A 12782-nucleotide genomic window follows, 5' to 3' on the forward strand; every position below is an offset into this window, starting at 1 on the left:
AACATCTAAAAACAGGCACAATGATGGATATGTATAAAAACAGATGGAGTCTTAGAGGTAGGATTTTTGGACTGATTCCCGCCTTTAGAAATTCTTGCAGGATGTTTGTGTTTGGGTTAAATTTAAGCAAATAAATTGCGGTTTTATGAGCTTAAGCGGGTTTAGATAAATTTGCTCTTATGGATAGAGCGATTTTTTGTGCCTTTGCTTGCAATATAAATAAAATTAGAGGCGAGATACGCCTCTAACATCTCATAACTAATCTTTTTTGTTTATCTTTTCTTTTGCGGTTTTTATGAAATTTTCCGCACTCTCATAGATCCTGTCGCCGAGTTTTTTGGCTTTGGTTTTTAAATTTTCGCCGATTTCTTCGTATTTTATGCCTTCAAGCTTTTCTGAAGCCTTTTTCTCAAATTCGGCTATCTCTTTTTTAAGCGCTTCAAGCTTTTCATTGACTTCAAGATTTTCCATCAATTTATCGCTTTTTTCGTTAAATTCTTTTTTCAAAGTCTCAAATTTAACACTTGCACTTTGTGTGAACTTGTTGATATTTTCATTCATCTTAAGCTCTTCAAGTCTTATTGCAAGCTGGTCGCTGATCTCGTTTTGCATGCGCTTAAATTTCGCAAAATAACTATCCAGCGTATTTTCTAAAAGATCGCTGATGATACTTGCCGCAGGGTCGTTTGAGCGCTGCATTAGATTTTTAAGCATGGTTACGAAGTCATCTTCTATCCTAACCAGCTCTTTTGAGCTTTTTATCAAATTTTCGCTATCCGGAGCGAATTTCATCTCCTCTTTAAATTTCTCAATCGCTTTTAAAATTCCGTCTCTTGCACCGGTTACCGAGCCGTTTATAAGCTCTTTTGCAAAGCTGTGATCTTCGTTTGCAATAGTTACGGCGGTTTCTATGACGACTTCTGCGATCTCAAGGAAGCGAATTTTGCTAAACACACCCTCATTTATCGCGCTATATACGATATTTTTAGCTATTTCTGCGCTCGTATCTCTTACGTCCTCGCCCTTTTCTATGGTAGTCAAAAACGCCGCTTCGGTAGTTTCGCGAAGGATTCCAAGCATCTGCAAATCGCAAAGCATAGCATCGTCAATCGCGTTTAAAATTTGCTCTTTTTCTTCAAATTCGCCATTTTGTATGTGGCTTTCAATGCTTTCAAGAGTGGCTTGTATGGTGCGTTTGATATCATAAATTTGATCATCGATCTGCTTTTCTATGCGCTCTTTTTCATAAATCAACTTATACAAAAACTGCTCTTTTGACTCGCTTGCCGCACTCGTGATGCCGTCTATAAGATTTGCAACGCTTTTTGAGTTGAGTAAATTTTCCGATCTTAGAATTTCACACATTTGCCCAAAAGTATTTGAGACCTCTTCGTTTAGCTCTTGATCGCTTTTTAGTTCTTTGAATTTTTTCTTGCTAAGATCAAATGCAAGCTCACGGATAAGGACTAAAATTTGCGGATTGTCCTTGTTCTCTTGAAGCGTGTGAAGAAAAATTTTATTTTGCATATTTTTCCTTTATAAAACGTATTTGGCGCGATTTTTGATAGCGTTAAATATCTCTAAGCGCTCTTTTTCTGAATTTACGGTTAGCTTTAAGTTGTAGCTGGCGTATTTTTTATCCGAACTGAATTTGGAAAATTTTAGTTCATACTCGCGACCTTTTACTAGTTCGTCTATGGTATTTTGAGCGTTTATGCCCGCTTCAAGTATAAATTTATACTCCCATAAAGCGGGGTATTTGATATTTGGTTTTTCATTTATTTCGTGAATATTCGCCACTTTTTCCTCCTGTTTTGCTTTCAAGCGCTATATCTGTTATTTGCATGGACTTATCTATGGCTTTTATCATATCGTATATGGTTAAAAGCCCCACGCTAACGCCTGTGAGCGCCTCCATTTCAACGCCTGTTTTGCCTTCGATCTTAACGCTTACGATTAATTTAAAGGCCGTCATTTCGGGTAACTCAACGATATCGCAATCAACCGAGCTGATAAGTAGCGGATGACACATCGGGATTAATTCGCTTGTTTTTTTAACACCCATGATCGCAGCAACTACGGCGGTTTGAAGCACGGGACCTTTTTTGCCCGTATTTTCTTTGATCGCGCTAAAGGCTTCTTGGCTCATTTTTATGATACCGCTTGCTACGGCTATGCGCGTAGTGGGCGATTTTTCGCTTACGTCAACCATTTTCGGGCGATTTTTTTCGTCTAAATGTGTTAGCATGATTATCCTTTTTTAATTTGGATTATATCAAAAGCTATTAAAGGGGAGATAAATATGCACCCTCGTTAAAGGGCGCATATTGAGTTGTTACAAAAAGGAGGTTTTTCTTGTCGGACAATGAAATAATATCTAAGTGTTTTAAATTTTATCCCAACTCAAAGTTAATAGTTTGCCAATTTGCAAATAAAATTCAAAATTGCGATTTTTCGCTATTTATAAAAGCGTTTATTCCCTTTTTAAGACGGCTTAAGCTATCTTTTAAGAGCTCTTTAGGGCATGCTATATTCATGCGTAAAAACTGTTTGCCGTTACCTCCAAACGCTCCGCCCTCAGATACCCAAAGCCCAAATTTGCTTCTTAGAAATTTTTGCAATTTACTCGAATCATCACAAATTTGCGAGCAGTCAAGCCAAAGCAAATAAGTAGCCGTCGAATGAACGAGCTTGATGCTTGGAATTTCGCCTTGTAAAAATTCCCGCACCAAAATTTTATTAGTATAGATATACTCTCTAAGCTCATCAAGCCACACCTCGCTTTCATTATACGCAGCTATCGTTGCTACTGCGCTAAATACGTTGTTTTCGGCAATTTTATCGTTATCAAAAGCGCGCTTTATAAGATCTTTTAAATTTTCATTTGGAGTTACGACCATGGCACCCTGAATGCCCGCGATATTAAAGCTCTTGCTAGGCGAGATGCAGGTTATGCAGTTTTGAAAATACTCTTCAATTAAAGCCATGGGAGTGTAGTTAAGCTTAGGATCTACGATATCGCAGTGGATTTCATCAGACACTAACAAAACGTCGTTTTCGTAGCATAGCTTGGCGATCTTTTCAAGCTCTGCTCTGCTCCAAATTTTGCCTATAGGATTGTGCGGATTGCAAAGCAACATTATGCGAGTGAGCGGATCTTTAAGCTTGTTTTCAAGATCTATAAAGTCGATTTCATACTCTTGCGAATTATAAATTAACTTGTTGTCTGCAATTTGCCTGCCGTTATTTATGATGATATTAAAAAACGCATGATAAACAGGAGATTGGACTAAGATTTTATCTCCGGGGCAAGAAAATTTACGTATTATGCTCGCAATCGCCGGTACCACCGCGCTACAGGAGATAAGCCACTCAGGCTTAAAATCAACCTTGTGCCTTCTGCTCCACCACGAACAAATCGAACTTTGCCACTCTGTGGGCAGAGTTGAGTATCCAAATATGCCGTGATTAAGGCGATTTTGAAGTGCAGCTAAAATTTCAGGCGCGCATTCAAAGTCCATATCCGCTACCCACATCGGCAGCTCATCCTCTTTGCAACGCCATTTTACTGAGTCTAAGCCACGCCTATTTATAACTTTATCAAAATCATATCTCATATTTCGCCTTTATTTTTATTTTGCACTCTTTTTTAGCTCTTTTTTTGGTTGAAATTTTATCGTTTTATGCTTAAATTCTTAATCGCGATCTTTCACGCTTTGATTATTGTGGTTTTTGATTGTACTATCAAATATATTCTATAAAACAAAAGTTTTAAATCATGGCTTTGTTGAATTTAAGTTTCTATTTGGCTTTCCAATCAAAGAAATCTTTTTAAATTACATTTGTAGATATGTGAAATTTTACAAACAGCTTTTATAAGTTGATTTTTTATGAGAAATTTAAAAGATGATTAGAGCTAAATAATGGCCGGGAGAGAGGGATTCGAACCCCCGGAGGCTTTCACACCTCAACGGTTTTCAAGACCGCCGCTTTCGACCACTCAGCCATCTCCCGAGATCATAATTTGGCTAAATTTAGCCAAATTTATTCAGTTTTTTCTTTAACGTAGGTAGCCCCGTCGTTAACTTTGTCTTTAGACCATTCAACCGCTTTGTTGGTATCTTGCTTGACACCTCGCCAGGTATTTGAACAGCCAGCCATCAAAAGGACCGCAGATAAAAGTACTAAAACATAACGCATCTTTTTCTCCTTATGTCGTTTTGGAGGCGACACCCGGATTCGAACCGGGGGTAAAAGCTTTGCAGGCTTCTGCCTTACCACTTGGCCATGTCGCCTTTTAGCTTAATTTATGGTGCCCGAAACCGGACTTGAACCGGTACGGTAAAATTACCGAGGGATTTTAAGTCCCTTGCGTCTACCATTCCGCCACCCGGGCATAAATTCCCAAAAAACTGATGGAGCGGGAAACGAGATTCGAACTCGCGACCCCAACCTTGGCAAGGTTGTGCTCTACCCCTGAGCTATTCCCGCATTTTGAAAGTGTAATTTTATCCCAACTATGCTTAAAAAAATATTTTATTTTTGATAAAATTAAATTTTTTGTAAGTGAAATATGTATATAATCACCAAATACTTTTTGGGGTTATAGCTCAGCTGGGAGAGCGCTTGAATGGCATTCAAGAGGTCGGCGGTTCGATCCCGCTTAACTCCACCATTTCTTATGTCTGATAACCATATTTCTTTTTAACCCAGTATAACTAGCTATTTGATTTTTACGACATTTGTAATAAATCTCTTAAAACAATACTTCTCTTTTTAGCCAAAACATACCTAACTTAGGCTATCTCATCGCCCTGATAGAATTTAATATCGCTATCAGCGCCACGCCAACATCGCCAAAGACTGCTTCCCACATAGTTGCGTATCCCAAAGCTCCCATTATCATGATCGCGACTTTCACGCCGAGTGCAAATACGATATTTTGCCAGACTATGGTGCGGGTTTTTTTAGCTATTTTGATGGCGGTTGCCACTTTTGATGGCTCGTCGTTCATTATGACGATATCGGCAGCTTCTATAGCCGCGTCGCTTCCTGCTGCGCCCATAGCCACTCCCACATCGGCTCTTGCAAGCACGGGCGCGTCATTTATGCCGTCTCCCACGAAAGCCACTTTGCCCTGCCCTGCTTTTTGGGCTAAAATTTCTTCCAAAATTTCAACCTTTTGCGTCGGCAAAAGCTCTGCAAAAAATTTTGTTATACCAAGTTTATTTGCGATGTTTTGGGCGATATTTTGATTATCGCCCGTTAGCATTACTATCTCTTTTGCACCCTCTTTTTTGATTTGCAAAATTGCCTCTTTGGCATCTGTTTTTAGCTCGTCGGTTATTATAAATTTACCTGCAAATTTACCGTCTATGGCTACATAAAGCACCGTTTCAAGTTGGGCTGAAGCTTTGAATTCAACTCCTTGCGAGAGCATAAATTTAGCATTACCCGCCACTATCTCTTTGTCGTTTATGTTTGCTTTTATACCCTGCCCTGCTATCTCTTCAAATTTAAGCACGAGCGACTCGTCTATGTTGCCGCCTGTTCTTTCATACTCTTTTACGATCGAAGTTGCTACCGGGTGGGTTGAGAAAAATTCCGCGTGAGCTACTAGCTTTAGGAATTCCTCTTGGTTTTTTATTTGTAAATTTTTGTCGTTTAGCTCAATTTGGCTTACTTTGAAAATTCCCTTTGTGAGCGTTCCTGTTTTATCAAATACGACAGTATCCACACTGTTTAGAGCTTCTAAATAGTTTGCACCCTTGATGAGTATGCCGTGCCTTGAAGCTCCTGCGATCCCGCCGAAAAACCCAAGCGGGATTGAAACCACAAGTGCGCAAGGGCATGAGATAACCAAAAACACAAGCGCTTTATAAACCCAAGCCGCAAGCTCTTCGTTAAACACAAGCGGCGGGACAAAGGCGATTATAAGAGCGATAAAAACTACGCTTGGCGTGTAGTATCTTGCAAATTTAGTGATGAAATTTTCGGTTTTTGATTTTCTGGAGCTTGCGTTTTGAACCAGATCAAGTATCTTTGAAACCGTTGATTCGGCAAAAATTTTACTTACCCTTATCGTTACCAGTGCGCTTTTGTTTATATAGCCGCTTAGTGCGCTTTGCCCTACGCCGATCTCTTTTGGCAAAGATTCTCCTGTTAGCGCGGAGGTGTCAAAGGTCGAAAATCCCTCTACGATCTCGCCGTCAAGAGGCACTTTTTCGCCCGGTTTTACGACGATGAGATCTCCTATCTGAACCTTTTGTGGCGAGACTTTTTGCACCTGTGCACCGAGTTTTAAATTTGCAAATTCAGGCCTTATGTCCATTAGCGAGGCGATTGATTTGCGAGATTTATTTACAGCCGTTTCTTGAAACAGCTCGCCTATCCTGTAAAAAAGCATAACCGCAACAGCTTCGGAGTACTCGCCTATAGCAAAAGCCCCGATCGTAGCTATACTCATAAGGAAATTTTCATCAAATACACGTCCTTTTATGATGTTTCTAGAGGCATTTACCACAACTCCTCCGCCTATTATCAGGTAACTTATGAAAAGCAGGGCAAATTTAAGCCCATGATCGATAGGTGCGGCAAGAGCGAAGGCAAATATCACCGACCCCACCGCTATTTTAAGGGCTATGAGTTTTGTTTTGGTATTTTCTTGCAGGCTTTTATGCGAATTTAAATTCGCCTTTTTCTCACTTACTAGCACGCCGTCTTCTATGCTGTCAACGAGAGCTTGAATTTCTTTGATAAACTCATTTGTCTTTATTTTTTTGTCGCTTGTTATTGAAATTTTTTGCCCCAAAAAGTCTAAATTCGCCTCTTTGATACCGTGCATTTTTGCTATTTTCGCTTCGATCTTCGCAGCGCAATTAGCGCAAGTTAAATTTTCAAGCGATAGAGTTATCTTGGTGCTCATTTTATCTCTCCATGATGTGTGTAAGCCCTTGTTCGATGATGCTTTTTACGTGTTCGTCATCAAGCGAATAATAAACCACCTTACCTTGCTTTTTGTGTTTAACTAACCTTCCTTGCTTAAGCACTCTAAGTTGATGCGAGATGGCCGAGTGGCTCATGCCAAAAAGTGCCGCGATATCGCAGACACACATTTGCGATTTGGATAGTGCGCTTAAAATTTTTATCCTCGTCGTGTCGCCTAAAATTTTAAAAAAATCGCCAAGATCGTATAGGATTTCTTCGCTTTTCAGCTCGTTTTTTACTTTTTCTATCACATCTTGATGTATGATCGTGCTTTCACAAACCGCTTGTAAATCGTTATTTTGTATATTTTCTTGCATCTTTTTTGCCTTTATATATGAACAATTATTCATTTGAGCAAGTATATAATTTTAAAAATAGTTTGTCAAGGATGAAATTTGCTGAAATTAAAAGCCAAATTTGATTTATTAACCCGCACGGATTTTTAGCGATTAGGCTTATTTATCGTGCGAGTTTAAAAGTGTAAAATTTAGACTAGCGAGGCTTGGTTGCGAGCTTTTTTATTCTGATTAGATCGTATTTTAGGATTATAAAGCCAAGTGCGACCATGAAAATATCTTTTAGTATGAAGCCATCTGGCTTGCCAAGTTGTGGCATAAGGCTAAGTGTGGTAAAACCCGTCATGATAACGATAAGTGAACCTAAAACTCCGGCTTTTGGCTTTTTATATCCAACCGCAAGTGCGATATATCCGATACTTTCAACAACTCCTAGAAAATAGCTTGCTCCGTGAAAGCCGAAAATAGTATAGAGAAAATTTAGCCAAGTGCCAGAGATGATCGGCTTTAAAAGCTCTACTTCAAACTCAAACCATTTGTAGTTGCCAAATAAAAACAGCACTAAGATGAGCGCAAATCTTGCGAATTTGATCTCGAATTCCGAATTTATAAATTTATGAATTAGATTTTGCATGTTTGTCCTATTTTTTAAAATTTGCAAAATTGTAATAAAAGAAGTGTTATGTAGTGTGAAATTTGAGATTTAGCCGAGAAAATCGGCTAAATTTAGTAGCGAATTTTGTTGGTTTTTAAAAAATCCCTTAGATCTTCGTATTCGCTGTTTTCAAAGTAGCGCCATTTGCCGGGCTTTAGCATGCCAAGATCAACTCGGCCGAAACTCACTCGCTTTAGATCCATGACTTCAAGGTCGAAATATCCAAAAAACCTTCTTAGTTCACGGTTTTTGCCCTCGTTTATTATAACCTTTAGCTTTGTGTATCCACCACTTGAGCCAAAAATTTTATATGCTAGAAAAGGCTTAAATTCCATTGATTTGATCTCGGTTTTAGCATGCGCGCCTTTGGTTGCGTCTGCGGCGAAAAAGCCCTCTTGCATCGCGGTTATCACCTCCTGCCCTACTTCACCTTTCACTTTTAGATAGTACATTCTTTCTATGTCGCTTTCCATGAGCGCAGTTGCGATTGCAGGTGCGTCAGTTAGCAACAAAAGCCCTTCGCTCGCATAATCAAGCCTGCCAACGCTTACAAATTTAGCAAAATTTCGCGGCAAGCTATCATATATCGTCTTTCGTCCGCGATCATCTTTTTTGCTAACGAGCTCGCCCTTTTGTTTGTGATAGATGATCACTGTAAAATCCTTTTTAAGCTTCACCAGGCGACCGTTTATCTTAACTTTATCTTCATCGCTAACGCTTGTGGCAAGCTCGCTAACAACTCGGTTATTTACGCTAACTTTGCCGTTTTTGATGAGCTCGTCAGCCTCTCGGCGTGAGTAGCTTGTGTTGTGCGAGATAAATTTATTTAGTCTCATTTTTGAATTTTCCATCATAGCCCCAAGCTCGATAAATCGTGTATGTGTAGCACTCCGATTGGTCTTTCGCTCTCGTCAAGCACTACTAAAATTTGGATCTTATACTCTTCAATCAGCCTTAGCGAATCTATCGCTAACATCTCTTTGTTTGTTAGTGTTTTTGGCGTTTTAGTTGCGTAAGTTATCGCTTTTTCGTTGATGTCAAAGCTCTCGCTCATGAGCGCTCTACGCAAGTCCCCGTCGCTTAAAACGGCTTTTAATTTGCCCTCGCCATCAACCAGTAGTACATTGCCAAGCTTGCCGTGAGTCATAGCATCAATCGCGGTTTTTAAACTAACATTATCTTTTATAATCGGTAAATTTTGCGTTTTCATCACGTCTTTGACCTTGACAAATAGCCTTTTGCCAAGGCTTCCGCCCGGGTGGAAATTTGCAAAATCCTCTTGCTTAAATTCTCTTTTTCTCATCAGGCAAACCGCAAGCGCGTCGCCAAGTGCTAAGGTTAGCGTGGTTGATGTTGTCGGAGCGATATTTAGCGGGCAGGCCTCTTTGATGATGTCTAAATTTAAAAGCGCATCGCTAAATTTGCCAAGGCTACTTTCCTTGCTCTTTGCCATGCCGATTATCTTGATACCAAATCGCTTGATATGCGGCAAAATTCGCACGAGCTCATCACTCTCGCCGCTAAAGCTTATCGCCAAAACAACGTCGTTTTCATCTATCATGCCAAGGTCGCCGTGCATCGCTTCGGTCGGGTGTATAAAAAAGCTTGGCGTGCCCGTACTTGCAAGCGTGGCAGCGATCTTAGCGCCTATATGGCCGCTCTTGCCGACTCCCGTTACGATAACCTTGCCTTTGGCGTTATACATCAAATTTACCGCCTCATCTATCTCGCTTCCAAGCTTGTTAGCCTGACGAATGAGCTCGGCGGCCTCTTCTTTTAGCACTTCGCTTGCTATTTGTATCATATCTTCCATTTTAAACCTTACATCAAATAAATTATCGGAACGATAGTCGGGTATTTTTTCACTTTTCTAAATATATGTTTTCTTATTACTTGGCGCACTTGGCTTTCAAGCATGCGACTGTCTTTTAGCAGCTCCTCTTTTACGTTGCTTAAAAACTGAACGAGCACCTCTTCCATCTCTTTGCTAAATTCCCCGTCTTGCTTGTCTGCAACAAGACCGTAGCTAACTACGCGCGGTTTGTTTATGAGCTTTTGGCTGTGGCGTGAAATTTGAGCGATGATCATGACTACGCCCGCTTCCGCTAAATTTTGACGGTCGATAACGACATCGTCTGAAATTTGCTTGTTGATTTGATTATCTATAAAGACTTTACCGGTCTTAACGGTTTTTGCTCGTTTCATGTATTTTTGGCAAATTTCAACCTGATCGCCATCACTCATAAGATATATGTTTCTTTCGTCCACTCCGCAGCTTATGGCTGTCTCTTTGTGCTTTGCGATGTGGTTGTATTCGCCGTGAACCGGAAGGAAAAATTTAGGCTTCGTTAGTCGGATCATGAGCTTTTGTTCCTCTTGTGCGGCGTGTCCGCTTACGTGAATTTCGCTAAAATCCTGATACGCTACGCTTGCGCCTGATTTTATTAAGAAATTTAGCACCGTCGATACGCTTCCTTCATTTCCCGGGATTGCTTTAGAGCTTATTATGATCTGATCGGTCGGCTTGATTTTTATATATTTATGCTCATCGGTCGCCATGCGATATAGCGCGCTCATCGTTTCGCCTTGGCTGCCAGTGGTTACGATTAGCACCTCGTTGTCTTTGTATTTGCCTACTTCATTTGCATCTATGAAAATTTTCTTATCAAGCTTTACGTAGCCTAGCTCCATTGCGGTGTATAAGTTTCGCTCCATGCTTCTGCCGATGACGCAGACTTTGCGGTTATATTTAAGCCCCCACTCGATAGCCTGATATACGCGGTGAATGTTTGAGCTAAATGTACTCATTATCACGCGCCCTTTGGATTTGGCAAATATCGCGTCAAAGGTCTTTCCTACGCTGCTTTCGCTCTTTGTGATACCTTCTCTATAGCTGTTTGTGCTATCACTCATCAAGCACAGCACACCTCGCTCGCCGTAGTATGCGATACGTCCTAAGTCGGTCGGATAGCCGTCTATGGGCGTGTGATCTATCTTAAAGTCGCCCGTGTGCAAGATCGTGCCCGCCTTTGTCGTAATGGCAAGTGCGGATGAATCGATAATCGAGTGAGTTATATGTATCCACTCCACTTCAAAATCACCGATCAGATAAGGCTTTCGCTTTTCAACCGAGCGAAATAGCGAACGCTCCTGTTTTAGCCCATGCTCTTCAAATTTATTATTTATCATTCCAAGCGGAAGGGGCGTGGCGTAGATAGGGAATTTAAACTCTTTGTAAAAATACGGCACCGCACCGATGTGATCTTCGTGAGCATGAGTTATGATAACGCCTTTTATCTTGTCTTTTATCTTTCGCACGTAGTCAAAATCAGGTATAAGTATATCAACTCCGTGCATGCTCTCGCTTGGGAAGCTCATGCCGATATCTACGATTATCGCGCTTGTTTCGGTCTCAAATACCGTCATATTTCCGCCGATCTCGCCAAGTCCGCCAAGAGGAGTTACACGGACTTTGTGATCGCTTGAATTTAGATATTTTAGCGGTTCAAGGCGAAGCTCATGAGTGGCTTTGTTCGCCTCTATCGCGCTTGCGATGTCTTGTTGCCATTGCTCGTTGCCGTTTAGTTTGGCCGGCAAATTTTTTTTCGGTTTTTTACTCTTTTTTGGCTTTTGTGCATCATCGTTTGAGCCGTTTTGGTTATTGTGCTGAGCGCTGGTATTTTTATTTTCAGCGTTTTTCTTGCCGTTTTTTGAATTGTTTTGAGAATTTTGTCCGCCATTTTGAGAATTTTGTTTTTTGTGCTGCTTTGAGTTGGCTTTTTTGCCGTTTTGTTTAGCGGAGCTTTCGTGGCTTTTATTTTGCGTTTCGCCGTCAAAAGAGGTCGCAAAAAAATTATCTATAACGTTATTGCTCGCTTTTTGTTCGGCACTTATTTCTGCATTGTTTTCGCCTTGATTATTTTTGTTTTTCGGGCGAAATCTTCGCTTTTTATTGCTCTTTCCTTTGGAGACTACAACTTTGTCTTCGTTCATCTTTTACCTTTAATTTTTCAAATATTTTTAGATAAAGATTGACATCGATCTCGTGAGGACGTAAATTTTGGCTCAAATTTAGCTCGCCGTAAATTTCAGCCAGCAAGCATTTATCGAAATTTGCCGATAAATTTTTACTAAGCGTCTTTCTCGGTGCGCTAAAAGCGGTTTTTAGAAATTTTTTAAATTTTTCATACTCGAATTCGGTATTAAAAACAGCATTTTCGCCTATCAAATTTTTGCTTTTTTGGATCTTTATAACAGATGAGGTTACCTTTGGAGGCGGGTTAAAACACTCGCTTGGCACGTCAAAAAGTAGCTCGCAGCCACCTTGAAGCGAAGCTAAAATCGCCAGTGCGCTAAATTCGCTCTCACCGCCTTTGGCGCTAAATTTGACCGCGACCTCTTTTTGTATCATCACAACAAGCCCGCGACATCTCTCATCTTCGATAGCGTTTAAAATCATCTTGGTGGCGACGTAGTAGGGCAAATTTGCCGTTAAAAAGTAGTCTGTCTCACTCAAACCGCTTTCGTCCCACCGACTTAACGCATCTACGCAAAAAAGTCTTAATCGTCCGTCTTTGATCTCTTTTGCAAACTTTTTTTCAAGCAGTTCGTAAAGCTCGCTATCTATCTCGTAGCTCGTAACCGAATCTGAAATTTGCAAAATTTTTGACGTCAAATCACCTAAGCCAGGCCCAATTTCTACTATATTTTGCATATCTTTGGGAATCGATTGGATGATTTTGTTCAGCACATTTTGATCGTGTAAAAAATTTTGTCCAAAATGTTTCTTTGCCTTGATCATTTGGCAAATTTATCCAAACTTTGCTTATAAAAAGTTTATTTGA

The 12782-nt window shown here is 40.3% G+C and carries 12 protein-coding genes and 5 tRNA genes; 1 reads left to right on the top strand and 16 read right to left on the bottom strand.

What is annotated here, in order from left to right; genetic code table 11:
* Positions 1-258: 258 nt before the first annotated feature.
* From ACHJH3_RS10265 to ACHJH3_RS10305, 9 genes are all read right to left on the bottom strand, one after another.
* The gene (locus ACHJH3_RS10265) at positions 259-1527 is read right to left on the bottom strand and encodes a hypothetical protein (protein WP_407064720.1); all 1269 of its coding nucleotides are present in this window, start codon (positions 1525-1527) and stop codon (positions 259-261) included.
* 9 nt (positions 1528-1536) lie between these two features.
* On the bottom strand, positions 1537-1800 hold the full coding sequence (locus ACHJH3_RS10270) for an HP0495 family protein (protein WP_407064721.1): 264 nt from the start codon (positions 1798-1800) through the stop codon (positions 1537-1539).
* Positions 1775-2251 (bottom strand): cyclic pyranopterin monophosphate synthase MoaC, encoded by a 477-nt coding sequence (moaC, locus tag ACHJH3_RS10275; RefSeq protein ID WP_407064752.1) that lies wholly within the window; start codon positions 2249-2251, stop codon positions 1775-1777. Before moaC ends, ACHJH3_RS10270 begins: the two co-directional genes overlap by 26 nt.
* 187 nt (positions 2252-2438) lie before the next feature.
* Positions 2439-3617, bottom strand: coding sequence for a MalY/PatB family protein (locus ACHJH3_RS10280; RefSeq protein ID WP_407064722.1), 1179 nt, complete (start codon positions 3615-3617; stop codon positions 2439-2441).
* A gap of 307 nt (positions 3618-3924) precedes the next feature.
* A tRNA-Ser gene (locus ACHJH3_RS10285) sits at positions 3925-4014 on the bottom strand.
* Between the two features lie 30 nt (positions 4015-4044).
* Positions 4045-4200 carry a hypothetical protein gene (locus ACHJH3_RS10290; protein WP_169943102.1) on the bottom strand — a complete coding sequence of 52 codons (156 nt, stop codon included), beginning with the start codon at positions 4198-4200 and terminating at the stop codon, positions 4045-4047.
* Between the two features lie 21 nt (positions 4201-4221).
* Positions 4222-4295: transfer RNA gene (locus ACHJH3_RS10295), tRNA-Cys, on the bottom strand.
* A gap of 15 nt (positions 4296-4310) precedes the next feature.
* A tRNA-Leu gene (locus ACHJH3_RS10300) sits at positions 4311-4396 on the bottom strand.
* Positions 4397-4416: 20 nt separating this feature from the next.
* Positions 4417-4491 (bottom strand) — tRNA-Gly (locus ACHJH3_RS10305).
* A gap of 108 nt (positions 4492-4599) precedes the next feature.
* Between ACHJH3_RS10305 and ACHJH3_RS10310 the strand changes: the two genes are divergently transcribed.
* Positions 4600-4675: transfer RNA gene (locus ACHJH3_RS10310), tRNA-Ala, on the top strand.
* A 126-nt stretch (positions 4676-4801) separates the two neighbouring features.
* Here the strand turns inward: ACHJH3_RS10310 and ACHJH3_RS10315 are convergent.
* The 7 genes from ACHJH3_RS10315 to rsmA form a co-directional block, all read right to left on the bottom strand.
* On the bottom strand, positions 4802-6925 hold the full coding sequence (locus ACHJH3_RS10315; RefSeq protein WP_407064723.1) for a heavy metal translocating P-type ATPase: 2124 nt from the start codon (positions 6923-6925) through the stop codon (positions 4802-4804).
* Between the two features lies 1 nt (position 6926).
* Positions 6927-7304 (bottom strand): ArsR/SmtB family transcription factor, encoded by a 378-nt coding sequence (locus ACHJH3_RS10320; protein ID WP_407064724.1) that lies wholly within the window; start codon positions 7302-7304, stop codon positions 6927-6929.
* 175 nt (positions 7305-7479) lie between these two features.
* Positions 7480-7917, bottom strand: coding sequence for a DUF417 family protein (locus tag ACHJH3_RS10325; RefSeq protein ID WP_407064725.1), 438 nt, complete (start codon positions 7915-7917; stop codon positions 7480-7482).
* Between the two features lie 92 nt (positions 7918-8009).
* On the bottom strand, positions 8010-8774 hold the full coding sequence (locus ACHJH3_RS10330; RefSeq protein WP_407064753.1) for a pseudouridine synthase: 765 nt from the start codon (positions 8772-8774) through the stop codon (positions 8010-8012).
* Positions 8775-8788: 14 nt separating this feature from the next.
* A complete protein-coding gene (locus ACHJH3_RS10335) occupies positions 8789-9751 on the bottom strand; it encodes a KpsF/GutQ family sugar-phosphate isomerase (protein WP_407064726.1) in 963 nt (320 codons plus the stop codon).
* Positions 9752-9759: 8 nt separating this feature from the next.
* On the bottom strand, positions 9760-11931 hold the full coding sequence (locus tag ACHJH3_RS10340) for a ribonuclease J (RefSeq protein ID WP_407064727.1): 2172 nt from the start codon (positions 11929-11931) through the stop codon (positions 9760-9762).
* The gene (gene rsmA, locus ACHJH3_RS10345) at positions 11888-12739 is read right to left on the bottom strand and encodes a 16S rRNA (adenine(1518)-N(6)/adenine(1519)-N(6))-dimethyltransferase RsmA (protein ID WP_407064728.1); all 852 of its coding nucleotides are present in this window, start codon (positions 12737-12739) and stop codon (positions 11888-11890) included. Before rsmA ends, ACHJH3_RS10340 begins: the two co-directional genes overlap by 44 nt.
* Positions 12740-12782: the final 43 nt, after the last annotated feature.

The organism is Campylobacter canis (genome assembly GCF_045504005.1).
Classification (GTDB): Bacteria; Campylobacterota; Campylobacteria; order Campylobacterales; family Campylobacteraceae; genus Campylobacter_A; species Campylobacter_A canis.

Excerpts from the sequence above, each read along its gene's own strand:
- ACHJH3_RS10265 (WP_407064720.1), bottom strand. The coding sequence starts at position 1,527 with ATGCAAAATAAAATTTTTCTTCACACGCTTCAAGAGAACAAGGACAAT.
- ACHJH3_RS10320 (WP_407064724.1), bottom strand. The coding sequence starts at position 7,304 with ATGCAAGAAAATATACAAAATAACGATTTACAAGCGGTTTGTGAAAGC.
- ACHJH3_RS10340 (WP_407064727.1), bottom strand. The coding sequence starts at position 11,931 with ATGAACGAAGACAAAGTTGTAGTCTCCAAAGGAAAGAGCAATAAAAAG.
- ACHJH3_RS10290 (WP_169943102.1), bottom strand. The coding sequence starts at position 4,200 with ATGCGTTATGTTTTAGTACTTTTATCTGCGGTCCTTTTGATGGCTGGC.
- ACHJH3_RS10325 (WP_407064725.1), bottom strand. The coding sequence starts at position 7,917 with ATGCAAAATCTAATTCATAAATTTATAAATTCGGAATTCGAGATCAAA.
- rsmA (WP_407064728.1), bottom strand. The coding sequence starts at position 12,739 with ATGATCAAGGCAAAGAAACATTTTGGACAAAATTTTTTACACGATCAA.
- ACHJH3_RS10330 (WP_407064753.1), bottom strand. The coding sequence starts at position 8,774 with ATGAGACTAAATAAATTTATCTCGCACAACACAAGCTACTCACGCCGA.
- ACHJH3_RS10315 (WP_407064723.1), bottom strand. The coding sequence starts at position 6,925 with ATGAGCACCAAGATAACTCTATCGCTTGAAAATTTAACTTGCGCTAAT.
- ACHJH3_RS10280 (WP_407064722.1), bottom strand. The coding sequence starts at position 3,617 with ATGAGATATGATTTTGATAAAGTTATAAATAGGCGTGGCTTAGACTCA.
- ACHJH3_RS10335 (WP_407064726.1), bottom strand. The coding sequence starts at position 9,751 with ATGGAAGATATGATACAAATAGCAAGCGAAGTGCTAAAAGAAGAGGCC.